Raw genomic sequence first — 14,935 nt, 5'->3', positions numbered from 1 at the left:
ATGCGTTACGACTTAAGCCGTAACGGTGTCGGAAGCCGTACCGGCTTGATCTGCGGTGTTACGGCTAGTACGGCTGCTGCGTCCTCCCCTGTCCAAGGGCAGGACGGCGGCCTCGGGGACGGGTTCTGCGGCCGGGCAGTAGCGCGCCCATGCGTCGGCGAAGTCGCCGCGGTGGTAACCCCTCAGTGGACCGTTCGGGAAGCGCATCATGGCCGGTCGAATGCCGTACTCGCGGAGCATCAGTCCGAGCTTCATCGCGGTCAGCCCAGCGGGGCCGTGCTCGGTCCATTCGCCTTCCGGATCGGCCTTGAGCCGTTCCAGGAGTACGGCGGTGGGCAGCGCGGTGTCGGTGCCGAAGGCGGTACGGCAGTCGGCCAACAGCCGGACGCGGGGCGAGGGTTGCCCGTTGTCGTCGGCTTCGGCGGTGAGCGCGACGGCGGCGGCGCGGGCTCGTTCGGGCCAGGTGCCGCCGGCGTGGTCGGCGACGATCACGAGGGGTTCCCAGGTGTCGGCGGCGCGGTCCTCGACGGGCATGGCGGGTTCTGCCTCCTCCAAGCTGCTCAGGTCGGCGCGGAGCCACTGGTTGAGGGCGGCGGCCAGGTCGCGGAGCGGGGTGCGGTCGCGGCGGTGGCGGTAGGGTGCGGCGGTTTCGCCGGGTGCGCGGCGGCGCATGCGGACGACGACGGCGCGGTCTTCGATGGTGTCGGGCATGGCGCCGATGCCGGCGAGTGCGGCCATGGCGAAGGTTGGGATGCTCTCGACGCGGTTGGTGGCGGCGTCGTAGCGTTTGGCTGGCCGGTTGCGCTGGTGTCCGGCGTTGAGCAGGCCGCGCAGATCCTCGTTGCCGTCCGCTTTGGGGCCGAAGATGGTGTCGGCTTCGTCCACGAGCATGGTGGGCGGGTCGTCGGTGATGGAGCGGTAGACCGCGGCGCTGGAGGAGTTGACCGTGATGAACGGCTGGTGGCAGGTGGCCTCGACGATGTCGAGCAGGCGCGATTTGCCGCACCGCTTCTCCGGGCCTCGGATCACGAGGCGGGGCGCGTGTGCCCACGCGGGTTGGGCGTGGGATGCGGCGATCCACAGGGTGACGGCGTCCGCGGTTTCGCTGCTGGGCAGGATGACGTAGCGGGTCAGGGCGGCGCGGAGCCGATCGAGCAGGGCCGCGCCGGTCGGGTCTTGGGTCATGGTGGTGCCCTCCCAGGGCAGGGTCAGGCGGTGGCCAGGTGGCGGGGACGGCGGGCGCCGTGCCGCAACCCGGACTCGACGGTGCGTACGACTTCGCTGCGGGACAGTCCGAGGTCGGCCCCTCCCTGTTCAAGCAGCTCTTTGACGGGCTGCTCGGGTAGCGCGCCGCCAGCGATGAGTTCGCCGAGTGCGGCTGCGGCGCCGAACAGGGCGCGGTTGCGTTGACCGGGTTGTGCCGCGGCCAGGTGGGCGAGTTCGCGGTTCAGGGCCGCGTTCAGGTAGGCGGAATGGCGATCATCGATGATGGGGACGTGTACGGGCCTTTTGGCTGGTAGCGGGGCGGGTTGGAGCTGCTTGAACAGGGAGGGGGGCAGCGGGGCGGGCCTCGTGGCGTGTTGCACGGTGTAGCGGCCGGTGCCGTCCGGGAGGGTGACTGTGCTGCCGGGTGCGACGACGTAACCGCCCCATGCGCGGGTGTCGATCAGCCATCCGAGGCTGCCGTTGGTGCTGGGCAGGCGGGTGCCGGGCGGGGCGGTGTAGTACAGGTGCAGGCCGCCGCGGCGGGTGCGCACTTGCAGGGTTTCCCATTCGATCGGGATGCCTGCGCGCTGGCAGAGGAGGGCGAACACGTCGGCGCCGTCGCAGATGCCGGGCAGGTTCCATTCGCGGGGCGAGCGCTGGCCGGGCTTGGGCCGGTCGAGGTCGATCACGACCAGTCCGGCGGGGCCGGTGGCGATGCCTGCGTTGTAGGGGGCGCGCTGCCACCAGGCGCGGATGCGGCCGGGGTCGCGGGTGGCGCGGGTCTCCCAGTTGGTGAAGCCGCGCGGGGGCGCCTTGTCGCCTACGGCGAGGGGGAAGACGGGCCAGCCGCGGGCGGCAGCTCCCAGGGCGGCGGCCATCGCGGCGTGGTGCGTAGTGGTCATGCGGCGCTCCCTTCGCGTTGCTCGGCGGGCAGGAGGTGGTCGGGCAGCAGACCGGCTATGGCGGTGGCGGCCTGAAGGGGGACGACTCCGTTGCCGATCAGCCGGAGTTGACCGTTGCGGGAGGTGCCGGGCACGTCGGTGACCCAGCCGACCGGCAGGCCCATCAGCCATTCCGAAAAGCGTGGCCTCAGCCTGAGCTTGCCGCCTCGTCCAGGCTCAACTGGCCAGGGTGCCGGATGGCCGAACGTCGCTTCCCAGCGCGCGATGGCCGGGGCGTACGGTCCCCACTCGAAGACACGGCGCCGGTCAGCGTGGGGTTGCCCCGCGGGTAGGTGGTGCTGGTCCGTTCGCTGTCGGCCGCGGTCGGGGTCGGCAGCAGCAGGGAAACCGCCGTGCGCAGGTCCATCCCCCCGTCGCCGTGCAGGCCCGCCCCGTTGGTGTCCGAGGTGCGCGGCGTCGGCAGCAGGGTGAACACGTTCGGCAGTTGTCCCCGGTAGCCGGCTCCCTTGCCGTCCCGGGCGACCGGTGTGGGCAGCAGGCCAGGCGAGGCAGAACCAGCGTCCACGCTCGTGAGCGGCGCCGTCGTCGCACGCTCGGAGACATGTCCAGTTCGCATCGAACCCGAGGCGGGCAAGGTCAGCGAGGACGACGTCAAGACCAGGTCGCCGAGTAACGATGGCCCGCACGTTTTCCAGCACGAGCAGGCGGGGTCGTAGCGTAGCGACGGCATCGGCGATGGTGTGCCACAGGCCACTTCGCGTTCCTTCCTTGATGCCCGCGCCGCGGCCGGCGTAGGACAGGTCCTGGCACGGGAATCCGGCGGTCAGCACGTCCACAGGCGGGACGGCACCCCAGTCGAGCGCGGTCAGATCGCCGAGGTTGGGCACGCCGGGGAAGCGGCAGGCCAGCACGCGGGCGGCGTCGTCGTCGTTGTCGGCCGTCCACTGCAGGCGGGCGCCGAGTACGGCGGCCACGGCCAGGTCCAGGCCGCCGTAACCGGAGCACAGCGATCCCGACGTGAGGCGCGTGAGGGCGCGGGTCATGCCGCGGCCCGCCTTTCGCCCTGGGCCAGTGAGGCGGTCAGCGCCCGTTCGAGGCAGATCTTGTGGACGGGATGCCGGTCGTCGTCGAGCAGGAAGCACAAGCGGTGGCAGAAGCGGCACGGGCGGCGGCGTCCCCCGCCCCAGTGCTCGCGTTTCTTGTGCCAGTCCAGGGACACAAGCCCCTGGTAGATGCGGTGGCCGCTCGGGGCGGTGGCTGTCATGCTTGTAGGTGCCCTTTCTCGTCATGTTCGGGGAGCGGGCGGGCGGCCTCGACGGTTGTGCTTGGCGGCTTGTCGTCGAGGCCGCATGCGCCCACGTGGTCATGTTGGAAGGATCTAGAACGGGGGCTCGTCGCTGAGGCCGGTGCGGAACGACGGCTTGTCGCCCATGGGGGCGGCACTTGCCCACGGGTCGGCGGGTGCGCCGTTGCCGTGGCCGTTGCTGCCGGTGCGGGCGGCCTTCTGCGGTTTGGCGGTGGCGAAGCGCAGCGATGGGCCGATCTCGTCCACGGTCATCTCCATGACCGTGCGGTGGTCTCCGTCGCCGGTCTCGTAGGTGCGCTGGCGCAGCCGGCCGGAGGCGATGACACGGGTGCCCTTGGTCAGGGACTCGGCGACGTGGTCCCCGAGGTCGCGCCACGCCGAGCAGCGCATGAACAGGACCTCTCCGTCCTTCCACTGCTCGACGCTCTTGTCGTAGGCGCGGGCGCTGGAGGCGATGGTGAAGCTGGCCACCCCGACGCCGTTCTGCGTGTAGTTGAGCTTGGGGTCGTCGGTCAGATTGCCGATGATCGTGATCGTGGTCTCGCCGGACATGGCGGGTCTTCCTTCCGAGATCGTCGAGAGGATCGGTGAAGGGGTTCGGGGCAGGGGTGTGGCACCCCGCCCCTGCCACGGGCGGGGGGTCGGGGGGAGGGTTACAGGTCAGGAGGGGTGCCACGGAGCGTGGCACCTGCCGTGGCACCCCCGTGGCAGGGGTGTGGCACCCTCGTGGCACCGGGCGTGACAGGGGTGTGGCACCCCTCGGGTGGCACCCGTGGCAGGAAGATCGAAAAGGGCTGGCGCTCGCACTCACGCGCAGCCGTGCGCGCTACGCGCTGTGCGGCTCGGCGTACTGGCGCCCTTTCTGCGTGAGCGAGAACAGCACCTGTTCGGCCTCGTTGAGCTCGCGGTGCAGGAAGCCGAGCGTGTCGAGGCGGGTCAGCGTGTCGCTGGGCACGCCGGCGTCGTTCTCGACGTCGTCGGCTGTGAGGGGGTGGCGGTCGCGCAGCAGTTCGACGACGCGCCAGGCCGGCGCGATCTCGTGTGCCGCCTTCTTTCCGGGCTTGGTGAGGTGGATGCGCAGTTTCGGGTTGCCGCGGGCGGTGATGGCGATGCCGGGCGTGGGCGGGGTGGTGCTGCCGTGCAGCCGTCCGGCCACGTGTCCGAGGCCGGCCAGCTCCACGAGCTCATCTCCGGTGACGCCGGTGCGCTCCCATATCTGGGAGGCGCGGAAGCCGACGCGGGCCGCGCTGGCGCTGTAGGTGGCCAGGTAGCGCAGGGCGCGCCACTGGCCGGGGGTGAAGCGCAGCGGGTCCACCTCAGGCCGCCTCCTCCCGGATCTCGGGCCGCTCAGGCATCAGGTAGCGCTGGGCTTCGTCGTCGTAGCCGCCGAGCACGCCGGCCGCGAGCAGCCGCTTGAGCTGCTTCTGGCACCACGCGCGGGACATGTCCGTGCTCTGCCACAGCGGCTTGAGGTCGCCGGAGGAGAAGTCGCGGGCGCCGTCGTCCCACAGCTCTTGCAGCCGCCCCAACAGGGCTTCTCCGCGTTGCTGCGGGGTCATGCGCTGCTCGGGCGGCGCGAACGTCAGCGGCGGCTGTCCGTCCGGCAGGTCGGGGATCTCGTCGTCGAGGTCGCCGATGACGTCCGGGTCGGGGTCGTCGGTGGCCAGGTACTCGGCGGCCACGTTCCGCACCTCCTCATCGTCGTCCTCGTTCTGGTCGGGGTCGGCTTGGTGGGGTTCTTCCAACTCGACGGGCCAGGTGGCGCGCGGGTGCGTGCCGCCATCCAGGAGCGCCAGGCGGGCCGTGGTCGGGTCCACCTTCTTGTCGGCGGCCGGCCAGCGGGCCGCGTGCTCCCGCATCGCCTGGTTGGCGGCCTCGTCGTCGAAGCGGTCGCCCTTCATGCCCCACGCGAACGTGCGCAGCGGCATCGCGATCCGCTCGTCCGGGATGGACGGGGCATCCAGGTAGGCCATGCCGGGTTGGGCGTTGGTCCACAGCTCGGGCCGGGCGCCGGCGTCCTGCTGCCGTTCCGACAGCCCGAACGAGGCATCGGCCGGGGAGTCCACGCCGAAGCACATCTTGGCCAACTGGCCGCGGGCCAGGGTGGGCATCTGGGAGTAGTCCGAGCGCTGCAACGACATGACGATCGTGCCGCCGGCCGACCGGATCGCCTTGAGCATGGACAGGAAGCGTTCCTGCTCGGCGTCGGACAGGGCGTCGAAGATGTCCGGGAACTCCTCCAGCCACACGATCCAGTACGTCAGGCCGCAGCCCTTGACCCACTTCTGCAGGCCCTTGCCCGCGAGGTAGTTGGTGCGCGGCTTGATCTGGGCTTGCAGGTCGGCGAGCATCGCCTTGACGCCGGGCTTGGACGTCTCGAACCGGTGCAGGGATTCGCGCATCGGGCCGAGAGTCTGATTGCCCTTGGTGATGTCGCCGGCGAAGATGGCGACGTCGTAGCGGGTGATGAGCTCGCCGAGCAGGTTCCAGGCGCCGCCGATGCTCTTACCGGAGCCGGTCTGCCCCATCACCTGTAGGTGGTGCCCCACCAGCGTGTATGCGAGTTCGTCGAGGTCTTGCCACAGGCCCGCGCGGACCGGCTCGGCGACCGAGCCGCCGGGGCGGGAGGCGCCGGGCCAGGGGATCGGGCGCTTCATCACCCGCGGGTCGCTGATGGTGACCTTGGCCTTGGAGGCGTCGTCCGGGTCGATCGCGGTGGTGATGCTGCCCGGCGGCAGCGGGATCCCCGACTCGATGTAGGCGACCTTTTTCTGCAGGTCATCGGCGGTGTGCCGGCCGTGGTCCAACTGCACTTCACCCTCGACCTTGTGTGCGGTGGCCTTGACCGTGCGGGCCTCGACCTCCTTCATGCCGGCCCGTTCGGCGCCGCGGCCGAACAGGAACGACAGCGGGTCGGTGGCGGTGCCGGGCTCGTCCCAGCCCTTGAGGCGGATGACGGAGCGGATGTTCCATGACAGCGCCATGGTGATGCCCCCGACGACGCCGAGCCGCCACAGCACCGGGTGCCAGGGGCCGAGGTTGACCACGGCCACGGTCCAGACGCCGGCCAGGAACGTCGAGGCGGTGGTGTGGGTCTTGCCCCACGGGCCGCGCGCGTGTGAGGTGCCGTAGGTGACGCCGGTCAGGATGATCACGCAGACGGTGACCACGCTGGACCAGGCGCCGATCGCCTCGGGGCTGTAGAGGATGAAGTGCAGCGCGGCGGCCAGGCCGAAGCCGAACAGGCCCACGACCCACGGAGTGACCAGCGTGAGCAGCTTGGACACGCCCTTGGCAGCCACCTTGGACATGCTCGATTCTTCGATCGTGGCGGTGGCGAGCTCGCGACCGCTGTTGGTGCGTGCGGGCATTAGTCGTCCTCCCAGTTGAAGGCGCTCTTGCGCTTCTCGGGATTGGCCTGGGGCAGGATGTCGACGAACTCCTTGCGGAACTGGGCGTGGAACTTCACCAGCTCCACCCCCGCCCCGCGCTGCAGCTCGGCGGCGCGCTTGAGCCGCTTGACGACCCGCCTGGCGCGCCGGCGCACATCCGGGGCGCCGACCATGGCCAGCAGCGGGTGACCCTTGAACGAGCGGATCAGCACCGCGTACAGCTCATCGGAGCCCATCGCGAACTCCTCGCCGAGCTCACGGCACAAGCCGCGGCCGACGCGGGCGTAGTCGGTGATGGAACGCGGCCCGGACCACGGAATCATGGCCAGCTCGGGGACACGGCCCCTGCCGGACGATGAGGCCGTACTGCCGTTCGACGCACCGCGGTATGAGGTGTCGTAGCCAGCCGTCCTGCCGGAAGATCCCTCTTCGTTGATGAAGATGCCGTTGTTGCTCACAAGTTCTCCTCCCGCGCGGTCTCCCGCACGATCTCGGCGAAGCGGTGCAGCAGGTAGGCCAGCCGCGGCAGGCCCACATACGAGGTGGCCAGCGCGTCGAGGGCGCCGACCACCAGGACGATCACGTGCCCGAGCAGAGTCAGCGCGGCCAGCACATAGGCGACCGCGAGCATGGCCGCCATCCGGGCCAGGGTGGCGATGTCGCCGGCGCCGTTCATCAGCGCGTCTCGCGCTTACCAGCCCGGCGAGACGCGCGGCCGATCAGGCGCCGGATGCTGCGGTGCCGGGGGAACACGGCGGCCTCGACGGCGGTCAGGACGATCACGACGCAGGCCAGCGTCAACCCGAACGCGACCGGCGACCAACCGAACAGCAGCCAGACCAGCCCGACGATCGCGACCAGCACGAGCACGCTGCCGAAGTCGGGGCCGATCTTGTGCTTGGTGGTGTACTTGCGGGCCATCATGCGGCACCTCCTACGGTGTTGCCGGACGTGAGCGTGGGCACCTCGTGATGCACCGGAACAACGCGGTCACCCCAGCGGACGGGGCGGGGAATCTCCTCGGCGACCGGCTCGGCGCCGGCCTGGTCGGTGTCCTCGACGGGCTCGGCGGGCCACTCGGCCAGCCGGGCGTTGATGAGCTCGACCGCGCGCCGCTCGGTGATGCCGAACCGGTCGATCAGATGGTCCGGGTGCGGCGGCTTGCCCTGCATCCGCAGCGTGGTCACGACCAGATCGTCAACCAGGGCGCCGATGATGGACCGGGCAGCGGTACGGGTGAGCTTGAACCGGTCGGACAGCTTGCGCTCCGACAACGGCTCACGGGCCAGCACGCTCGCCTCGTAGGCCAGCCGGGCGGCCTCCTCCACCGTACCGGCCACAGCCGGCGTCGGCTCGACCTGCTCGGCGGCCTCCTGGTCGGCGTGGTCCTCGACCGGCTCAGACGCGGCCTCAGACGCGGCCCCGGGGGCGGGTGCGGTGACCGGGCGCGGGGTGCGCCGGAGCATGCCCATCAGCAACTCGTAGGCGACCACGAGCACGATCGGCGCGACCGCGCTGATCAGGCTGGATGCCAGGCCGCCGGACCAGCCGTGCGCGACGTTCGCCGCGAGAGTAGCGACCGCGCCGGCGATCAGCGCGAGGCGGGCCAGCCACGGCGCCTTGTCGCCACGGCGGGAGGCGTCGAGCATGACGAGCGAGCCCATGATGATCACGCCGTCGATCAGGATGGGCAGCGTCCACGCCGTCGCGACCGGCTCGCCTGCCGTCATGGCCAGGCCGTGCTGGTGGCGGAAACTGACGTAGGCGGCCACGCCGGCGATGACCGACACGACGGCGATGGCGACCCGGCGCGTGGCCAGGCCCGCGGCCACCGCGCCACCCGGCGGGGCGGGCGGTGGGTTGGCCGGCTCGGTAGGGTTCGGGTTCACAGTCTGGATCTCCTTCAGTAGCGGGGGCAGATTGAGGTCCCCGACCGGTGTTGCGACCACTGGCCGGGGACCGCTTACGAGGTGGACGGAAGGCCGGTCAGGCGGCGGCCTGCTCGGCGCAGTCGTTACAGGTGCCGAGGCGGCGCGACAGTACGTAGCCGACATCGCGCAGGCACTCGGGGCAGGTCCGGCGCGCGGCGTTCGCCTTGGCCAGCGCGGCACGCTGCCGGACGGTCGGGGTGCGCTTGGGCAGGGCCAGGCGCACGTCGTACAGGAACGCGACCCGGACACCACCGGGGGCGCGGTAGCGGCGCGAGCACCACAACACCTGACCCTGCACGTCCTGTCCGCCGGGCCGAAGACCGGCGGCGGTGAGCTGGCGCAGAGTGAGCAGGTGTGGCGGCGCCATCCGCCACGGCCACGTGGGCAGCGCGTAGCGCCGGCCGGTCGGGTCCCAGAAACGGGCACGAATACGGCTCACGAGTCCATCACCGACTTTGCGGCGGGAGCCGTCAGGCCGCTTCGCGCGGTGTGGGCGTCGAGGCACCCTGTCCGCGGGCGAACGCGTCGAGTTCGTCAGAGGTCAAGCCCGCCCACACACCCGCCTCGGGGCGCGCGTCGAGGGTGTAGAACAGGCACGAGGCCCACACCGGGCACTCGGCGCACACCTCACGGGCAACCTGCTCGCGGGCGGCACGGGCGTCGGTGGACTCCTCGGTGAAGACGTCGGGGCCAGCGTGCAGTTCGGGGTCGAACCGGCATGCGGCCTGCTCGACCAGGTGACGCGGCATGCCCTCGGTGACCGAGGTCAGCAACGCCTGATAACCGCGGGCGGCATCCCGGACCAGCCGGGACTGTGCCCTGTCGTAAGCGTGATCTTGTGCGGTGAACGTTTCGGGCGGCTTCATCGCGATCCCTTCGGGTTGGTGCGCCTCGGGCAGTCGGACTGCAAAAGGCGTGGGATCGACGCCCCACGCGACCGCCTTTTCGGTGGGAGGCGGTGACCCGAATGAAGTTGTGGCAAGCAGCAGGCGCCACAGCCCTCGGCGCGCGGCTTAAGCCGCCTTCCTAGGGGTCTTTTGGGCTGTACGCATCGTTCTCGCCTAGGCGACTACTCGACTAGAGGAGTTCTGATTCATGTATCGCAGACTCGTCTAGAGGAGTCAAGCGCTATCTCGCAGGAAGTTGGTAGGAGAGCACATAGGCGTCGCTCGACATCACGGTGTCGCAGACCTCTACAGCCCTGCCATCTTCGGCAAAAGCTGTCCTAACGAGGTGAAAGACCGGCGTGCCGGGCGCAAGCTTCAGAGCCTTAACCTCTTCACGGAGAGGCATCCGCGCCTTGATCTCCTCGTCGAAGTGATCCAACCGATAGCCCATCTCCTCCAGGCGGGCGTAGATCCCCCCTGGTCCTGTGTCAGGCTCGGCGATCCGCGTTCCGCCGGCAATAGCGGCAGGCAGGTAGGAAACCGCTGTCTCGACCGGATGGCCGTTGATCAAGTAGCGACGGGAACGCACAACGACCCTGTCTTGCGCGGCCAGACCTAGTCTCTTCGCCACGTCGGCCGACGCATCCATCTCGCTGATCTGGATGGAATCGACTGAAGGTTTGCCTCCTGCCTCCTCCGTCTCCACGATGAAGGCGGCCTTGCCGCGGTCCCGGTGGCGTCGAGCGAAGCGGTCCGACGCCAGCCGGCGAACTGGCGGACGTGAACGGACAAACACGCCACGCCCATGCTCTGCAACGGTCAAGCCTTCACTCTGGAGAAGCTGGAGGGCGCTCCGGACAGTCATGCGCGCTACGCCGTAGTGCGCCATCAGTGTGGCTTCGGACGGCACCTTGGCTCCGGGCTCTAGACTCCCTCGCTCAATCGCCTCGCGAAGGTGGTCAGCGATCTGCTTGAACACGGGGCGGTCTGATGCCGGATCGAGACCAGGCATGCTGAAGTCCATGTAAGTCAACTCCTCCACTCGTACATACGTGTACTAGCTTGGAGTCTAGCTAGCTTCTAGTCGCTAAGGATTGCCATGAATCAGGACTCGCGTCACTCAGTGAGCGTCGCTGGCGTCATCGTAGACGATCAAGGTAGGGCGTTGCTCATCCAGCGTCGCGACAACGGTCATTGGGAAGCGCCGGGAGGGGTCCTTGAGCTGAATGAAGACATTGTTAGTGGACTCCGGCGCGAAGTACGGGAGGAGACGGGGCTTGAGATCGAGCCGGAGCTACTTACCGGCGTATATAAGAACATGAAGCACGGTATCGTCGCACTCGTCTTTCGCTGTCATGCCGTAGGAGGGTCTCTTACAGCATCCGAGGAATCAAAAGCCTTTCGCTGGGTGACTGCAGATGAAGCGCGCGCATTGTCTGTCCAGGCGTTCGCTGTCCGCGTTATTGACGCCATGACCAGCGACGGCAAGCCCGCAGTGCGAGAACATGATGGTGTTCACATCGTTGGGCTTAGCCTCTAAGGTCACGTTGGTGGAGTGCCTTGCCCGAGAACGCTGCGATCACACGATTGATTAGCAACTTTCGCATCGTTCCCCGACCGCCGGATATCGACGGACGGGGAAACGATGCGTGCGCTGCCGAGCGGGCTTCAGCGAGGGCCGTTCCTTTAGAAGAGGGTGTCTTGTGTATCCCCGAGGGCTGACGCCGCAACCCCGCTCACTGCATTTACGTGAGCGACTAGGCTGCTTCCAATAACTTCGCCCAGTTGGACGGGTACAGCATTGCCGATCAGTCGCCCGAGAGATTTGAATATGACAGGTTCGCCCTTCTTGACGAACTTGTATTTGCGCGGGAACGTCTGGATCATGGCTGCCTCGCGGAGAGAAATGGCGCGATCCTGCTCGGGGTGCCCAAAACGTCCATTCCCATAGCCGAAGCACTGCGTGGTCATGGTGGGCGCTGGAGCATCCCATTCCATACGTCCATAGACGCTCGGATAACTTGTGCCAGTGTCCTTACGATGGCAGGCGGCAAGCAATTCTGGGTCCCAGTCGCGCCAAGTTCCCCCAGGCTTCGAAGCCCTGATGCGTCGTAGATTTGTCTCACTCAGCGATGAGGCATAGTGGAGAGGGTCTCTTGGATGCTGCTGACCCGCCTCTATACGAGGTAGCCTGGCGATAGTCTGGCGAACAGTGCTACGAGTACCGAATGTTTCGGGAATAGAAAGACCTTCGTGCCCAAGTTTTGATGCCAACAGTACCAGACGACGCCTAGTTTGTGGGATTCCTAGCTTCGCGCACTCGACGACCGACCATGTAACAGCGTAGCCGGCGAGAGCGGAAAGGAACTCCTTGAACACCGAGTGATCGGCGAGTTGTGGCACATTTTCCATTGTCACCAAGGTCGGCTGAAGGTCCTTGATGAGACTGCCGAAGGTAGAGACCAGTTGCCAGTCTAGGCCGCGCTTCTTACTCCTCCCGCTTCGACTGTACGTAGAGAACGGCTGGCAGGGAGCGCACCCAGCCAGCAGTGATATGTCCCCTTCGGGGAAGTACGGGCGCAACTCTTCTGCCCGCAACTCATTGACATCGCGTTCAATGAACTCCGCAGCGTTGTTGGCCTCATACGGGTACTTGCAGGCAGGATCGACATCTATACCAGCGCGCACGGTGATACCGCTGCGGACCAGGCCATGAGTCAATCCGCCGGCGCCGCAGAAAAGATCGACTGCGGAGATATTTGGAAGCGCGCTAGATTCGTCCATCACGCGACCCCCTTTGGCTGATGTTCAGGCTTTAGAAATTCATGCGACTGTATGTGAGAGGTGAAGCAGTCAATAACCTCTCGTAAATATGCACCGATCGCATCGACGGTCGTACGCAGCTCCGATACTCCTATGCCATCTGCGCAATCGACAAAGGAGATGGAGCCGTGTGCTAAGTCGTTTCGTCGGTTCTTTACCAACTTCAGGGCGCCCATGTCGTCCCGAAGTGGTCTTTTTGCTACCGCTCGCACTGCAGCGGAAATTTTGATCTGACAACCGATGCGTTTGCCTATTTTCTCGATAGTTTCGTCATCCCAGTTGCCTCCCCCGCCGATCTCAATGTTGAACGAATCAATTGGAAGCCTGTCGATGAGGTGATTGCACATCGCCACCGCCTGTGCAAGCCGATGCTCCGGAGAGAGATCTACGTGCGTCCTTGCCATTGCGCGGACCCACTCTCTTTGGAGTGATGGGTTTAGGTGCTCGGGGCCCCATTGGCTGCCCGATTGGGCAGCCATACATAGGGCGGCTATGCACCTTGATACCGTAGCCTCAACGAGATTATAAAGTTGGAGGTAAACGCTTGAATAAAGGATTTTTTGCTGTGAGGCGGTGATGGTATAAGCAGAGGCGATGGGTTGGTTGGAGCCGAGTACTTTAGGAACGCCCGCTTGCGCCGATCGTTCTACTTCGCCGAGAAAGTCCAGATACGACTCAATCTCCTTGAAGCGCTCCGTGTAAAACGGTAGGAGATCAGAGATGTTCATGAGCTCACCAGGCGTGTGCGAACGAAGTCGATGCGACCCCTCAAGCGCGCTTTTGCGTTGGCCCCATCCGAGCCGGTGATCTTCGAGAACTCGTCTCCGTGGATCCACTCTGCAACATTGATGCGGCCGGCTTCTAGGTTCGCGAGTTCCGGTCGCTCGCTGAGCGCCCAATACGAGCCGATCGCAATAGATTCAAAACGTGCTCGTGGTGTGGCTTGACCTTTTGGCGTTTTAGTGAAGCCATGCGGGAACACGCGAGCCACAAAAGCCATCGTCTCGGCGAACCTCTGGCGGTAGCGGCCTGCTAGCCTCGGGTCTTCGTTGAACTCCTCGTTCATCTTCTTGGAGTAATCGAACATGAAATCTGAGGGCCGATCGCGATACCCATCCAGGCCATCACCATAAGCAAAAAAGCGCGTGACCAGTTCTTCGGGGCCTCGCTCCTTCTCCCTCTTCTTGCTCATTGGTGCGAGTTGAACGAAAAGCGGGTCCTGTGCGAGATCGATAACCATCTGGATGAAGGGGCCAGCAAGGGCGCCGCGGCGGATCTCGGCGTAGTTCGCGATCTTGCTGCCGGTGTTGATCCGCTCGAACATGTCGAGTCGCGCCGCTTCGTCGGCATGTTCGTTTAACACAATGCCACGGATGGAGCGGTTCTTGATCTTACGCTGTCGGGATTCAGGAAGATCGGTGAATCGAAAACCGGAGACGTGGGTTAGCTGATCGAGATCTCCTAGTTGGAGATTCCCGAAAATAAACTCCTGAAGAGTGCGAAGCCTTTGGGATCCGTCGACTATTTCCAGCTTGCCGTCAGGCATCTCCCAAAAGAATATGAACGGGATCGGAAGGCCCATGATCAGAGATTCAATGAACTTGGACTTTCGCTCATGCTCCCAAGTGAATTCGCGTTGATATGCAGGCACCACATACTCGCCAGTCTGCATTTTGTTCGCTAGGATCTCAACCGAATACTCGGTAATGTAGAACTCAATGCGTTTGGCCTGCTCAAAGATCTGGTTCTCGGCGGCTTCAAGGTCCTCCGCAGTGAGGATCATGCCCTGACTCACCTCTGGCCCGCCCCTCTTCGTATGGCCGCTGCTTGAGGGCTCGTGCATTCGACTGGCGTTGCGGATACACATCCCCACTGGATCATGTCATACGCTGCTGCTCTTGCGCATCTCATGTCCGAATCGGCCCGTGTGGACGCCGGTAACGAGCAAGACCCCTTATCTGTAGTGATGCGACTTTCATCCGAGTCGGGTGGCTGAGTCCGCTTCCGCCAGTGTCCACCTACCCCCTTGGTCCTGGAGGGGAGCTGCCTGTGGCCTCTGGGTGGCCGGCTGCCGATGGACGCGCACTGGCCCGCCTGAAGGAGGGCGGTCTCAGCGGCTCGTAGAGTGCCTTTCGGCGACAGGGCGGAGGGAGAGGTCCAGTCGCGACGTGTTCTTGTCTCAGGGCTCCTGAGCCGTGATCGCTTGTGCGTTACGTTGAATGCGTGCACAGCTAGCCATGGAGCCAGGACGAACGCGCAGGTCAGAGCGGGTTGCAAGGATGCCCTGTAAAACCGTCGGCTCAGCCTACGCAAGTTCGAACCTTGCACCTGCCACCAGCAGTAAGTGCAGCTCAGAGGCCCTACGGGGCCTCTTCTGCCTTTCAGGGGTATGCAGCCGGATGCCGCTCTGAGCGGCCTGTTGTCGCTGGTCCACCAATATGCGTGCAATGATCTTGAGCGCGTTTCCGCAGGTCGAGCCTTGGTTCCG

At 66.2% G+C, this 14,935-nt stretch carries 18 protein-coding genes; 1 reads left to right on the top strand and 17 read right to left on the bottom strand.

From position 1 onward, the window contains the following. Window positions 1-12: 12 nt before the first annotated feature. From HD597_RS47975 to HD597_RS47910, 14 genes are all read right to left on the bottom strand, one after another. On the bottom strand, window positions 13-1,185 hold the full coding sequence (locus HD597_RS47975; protein ID WP_253753588.1) for a DUF3631 domain-containing protein: 1,173 nt from the start codon (window positions 1,183-1,185) through the stop codon (window positions 13-15). Window positions 1,186-1,208: 23 nt separating this feature from the next. Beyond that, window positions 1,209-2,108, bottom strand: a complete 900-nt coding sequence (locus tag HD597_RS47970; protein WP_253753586.1) for a bifunctional DNA primase/polymerase — start codon at window positions 2,106-2,108, stop codon at window positions 1,209-1,211. Beyond that, window positions 2,105-3,151, bottom strand: a complete 1,047-nt coding sequence (locus HD597_RS47965) for a DNA cytosine methyltransferase (protein ID WP_253753585.1) — start codon at window positions 3,149-3,151, stop codon at window positions 2,105-2,107. Before HD597_RS47965 ends, HD597_RS47970 begins: the two co-directional genes overlap by 4 nt. Then, the gene (locus HD597_RS47960) at window positions 3,148-3,372 is read right to left on the bottom strand and encodes a hypothetical protein (protein WP_253753583.1); all 225 of its coding nucleotides are present in this window, start codon (window positions 3,370-3,372) and stop codon (window positions 3,148-3,150) included. The genes HD597_RS47965 and HD597_RS47960 overlap by 4 nt, the downstream gene beginning before the upstream one ends. A gap of 114 nt (window positions 3,373-3,486) precedes the next feature. Further along, window positions 3,487-3,966: a single-stranded DNA-binding protein gene (locus HD597_RS47955; RefSeq protein WP_253753581.1), complete on the bottom strand. Its 480-nt coding sequence runs from the start codon at window positions 3,964-3,966 to the stop codon at window positions 3,487-3,489. A 274-nt stretch (window positions 3,967-4,240) separates the two neighbouring features. Continuing rightward, the gene (locus HD597_RS47950; protein ID WP_253753579.1) at window positions 4,241-4,729 is read right to left on the bottom strand and encodes a hypothetical protein; all 489 of its coding nucleotides are present in this window, start codon (window positions 4,727-4,729) and stop codon (window positions 4,241-4,243) included. Window position 4,730: 1 nt separating this feature from the next. Then, window positions 4,731-6,785 carry a hypothetical protein gene (locus HD597_RS47945; protein ID WP_253753577.1) on the bottom strand — a complete coding sequence of 685 codons (2,055 nt, stop codon included), beginning with the start codon at window positions 6,783-6,785 and terminating at the stop codon, window positions 4,731-4,733. After that, window positions 6,785-7,264, bottom strand: a complete 480-nt coding sequence (locus HD597_RS47940) for a TraA-like protein (protein WP_253753575.1) — start codon at window positions 7,262-7,264, stop codon at window positions 6,785-6,787. Before HD597_RS47940 ends, HD597_RS47945 begins: the two co-directional genes overlap by 1 nt. Then, a complete protein-coding gene (locus tag HD597_RS47935; protein WP_253753573.1) occupies window positions 7,261-7,482 on the bottom strand; it encodes a hypothetical protein in 222 nt (73 codons plus the stop codon). The genes HD597_RS47940 and HD597_RS47935 overlap by 4 nt, the downstream gene beginning before the upstream one ends. Then, window positions 7,482-7,730: a hypothetical protein gene (locus tag HD597_RS47930; protein ID WP_253753571.1), complete on the bottom strand. Its 249-nt coding sequence runs from the start codon at window positions 7,728-7,730 to the stop codon at window positions 7,482-7,484. Before HD597_RS47930 ends, HD597_RS47935 begins: the two co-directional genes overlap by 1 nt. Next, window positions 7,727-8,695, bottom strand: coding sequence for a DUF2637 domain-containing protein (locus HD597_RS47925; RefSeq protein ID WP_253753569.1), 969 nt, complete (start codon window positions 8,693-8,695; stop codon window positions 7,727-7,729). The genes HD597_RS47930 and HD597_RS47925 overlap by 4 nt, the downstream gene beginning before the upstream one ends. Before the next feature lie 97 nt (window positions 8,696-8,792). Further along, window positions 8,793-9,176 carry an RRQRL motif-containing zinc-binding protein gene (locus tag HD597_RS47920; RefSeq protein ID WP_253753568.1) on the bottom strand — a complete coding sequence of 128 codons (384 nt, stop codon included), beginning with the start codon at window positions 9,174-9,176 and terminating at the stop codon, window positions 8,793-8,795. A gap of 31 nt (window positions 9,177-9,207) precedes the next feature. After that, entirely contained in the window at window positions 9,208-9,603 is a 396-nt protein-coding gene (locus tag HD597_RS47915) for a WhiB family transcriptional regulator (protein ID WP_253753566.1), read from the bottom strand. 262 nt (window positions 9,604-9,865) lie between these two features. Then, complete coding sequence (locus HD597_RS47910; RefSeq protein ID WP_253753564.1) at window positions 9,866-10,648, bottom strand: GntR family transcriptional regulator; 783 nt, start codon at window positions 10,646-10,648, stop codon at window positions 9,866-9,868. 75 nt (window positions 10,649-10,723) lie between these two features. Here HD597_RS47910 and HD597_RS47905 point away from each other — a divergent pair, with 75 nt between their 5' ends. After that, entirely contained in the window at window positions 10,724-11,164 is a 441-nt protein-coding gene (locus HD597_RS47905; RefSeq protein ID WP_253753562.1) for an NUDIX hydrolase, read from the top strand. A 146-nt stretch (window positions 11,165-11,310) separates the two neighbouring features. Here HD597_RS47905 and HD597_RS47900 read toward each other — a convergent pair whose 3' ends face one another. Genes HD597_RS47900 through HD597_RS47890 form a run of 3 tightly spaced genes read right to left on the bottom strand, consistent with a single transcriptional unit; the run spans window position 11,311 to window position 14,230 of the window. Then, complete coding sequence (locus tag HD597_RS47900) at window positions 11,311-12,408, bottom strand: DNA cytosine methyltransferase (RefSeq protein ID WP_253759777.1); 1,098 nt, start codon at window positions 12,406-12,408, stop codon at window positions 11,311-11,313. Beyond that, window positions 12,408-13,175 (bottom strand): MAE_28990/MAE_18760 family HEPN-like nuclease, encoded by a 768-nt coding sequence (locus HD597_RS47895; RefSeq protein WP_253753560.1) that lies wholly within the window; start codon window positions 13,173-13,175, stop codon window positions 12,408-12,410. The genes HD597_RS47900 and HD597_RS47895 overlap by 1 nt, the downstream gene beginning before the upstream one ends. Continuing rightward, a complete protein-coding gene (locus tag HD597_RS47890) occupies window positions 13,172-14,230 on the bottom strand; it encodes a DUF262 domain-containing protein (RefSeq protein WP_253753558.1) in 1,059 nt (352 codons plus the stop codon). The genes HD597_RS47895 and HD597_RS47890 overlap by 4 nt, the downstream gene beginning before the upstream one ends. Window positions 14,231-14,935 lie beyond the last annotated feature (705 nt).

This window comes from Nonomuraea thailandensis (assembly GCF_024172165.1).
Classification (GTDB): domain Bacteria; phylum Actinomycetota; class Actinomycetes; order Streptosporangiales; family Streptosporangiaceae; genus Nonomuraea; species Nonomuraea thailandensis.
This window is presented reverse-complemented; position numbering and strand designations above follow the sequence as displayed.

Excerpts from the sequence above, each read along its gene's own strand:
- HD597_RS47975 (WP_253753588.1), bottom strand. The coding sequence starts at position 1,185 with ATGACCCAAGACCCGACCGGCGCGGCCCTGCTCGATCGGCTCCGCGCC.
- HD597_RS47970 (WP_253753586.1), bottom strand. The coding sequence starts at position 2,108 with ATGACCACTACGCACCACGCCGCGATGGCCGCCGCCCTGGGAGCTGCC.
- HD597_RS47965 (WP_253753585.1), bottom strand. The coding sequence starts at position 3,151 with ATGACCCGCGCCCTCACGCGCCTCACGTCGGGATCGCTGTGCTCCGGT.
- HD597_RS47960 (WP_253753583.1), bottom strand. The coding sequence starts at position 3,372 with ATGACAGCCACCGCCCCGAGCGGCCACCGCATCTACCAGGGGCTTGTG.
- HD597_RS47955 (WP_253753581.1), bottom strand. The coding sequence starts at position 3,966 with ATGTCCGGCGAGACCACGATCACGATCATCGGCAATCTGACCGACGAC.
- HD597_RS47945 (WP_253753577.1), bottom strand. The coding sequence starts at position 6,785 with ATGCCCGCACGCACCAACAGCGGTCGCGAGCTCGCCACCGCCACGATC.
- HD597_RS47935 (WP_253753573.1), bottom strand. The coding sequence starts at position 7,482 with ATGAACGGCGCCGGCGACATCGCCACCCTGGCCCGGATGGCGGCCATG.
- HD597_RS47930 (WP_253753571.1), bottom strand. The coding sequence starts at position 7,730 with ATGATGGCCCGCAAGTACACCACCAAGCACAAGATCGGCCCCGACTTC.
- HD597_RS47915 (WP_253753566.1), bottom strand. The coding sequence starts at position 9,603 with ATGAAGCCGCCCGAAACGTTCACCGCACAAGATCACGCTTACGACAGG.
- HD597_RS47910 (WP_253753564.1), bottom strand. The coding sequence starts at position 10,648 with ATGGACTTCAGCATGCCTGGTCTCGATCCGGCATCAGACCGCCCCGTG.
- HD597_RS47905 (WP_253753562.1), top strand. The coding sequence starts at position 10,724 with ATGAATCAGGACTCGCGTCACTCAGTGAGCGTCGCTGGCGTCATCGTA.
- HD597_RS47900 (WP_253759777.1), bottom strand. The coding sequence starts at position 12,408 with ATGGACGAATCTAGCGCGCTTCCAAATATCTCCGCAGTCGATCTTTTC.
- HD597_RS47895 (WP_253753560.1), bottom strand. The coding sequence starts at position 13,175 with ATGAACATCTCTGATCTCCTACCGTTTTACACGGAGCGCTTCAAGGAG.
- HD597_RS47890 (WP_253753558.1), bottom strand. The coding sequence starts at position 14,230 with ATGATCCTCACTGCGGAGGACCTTGAAGCCGCCGAGAACCAGATCTTT.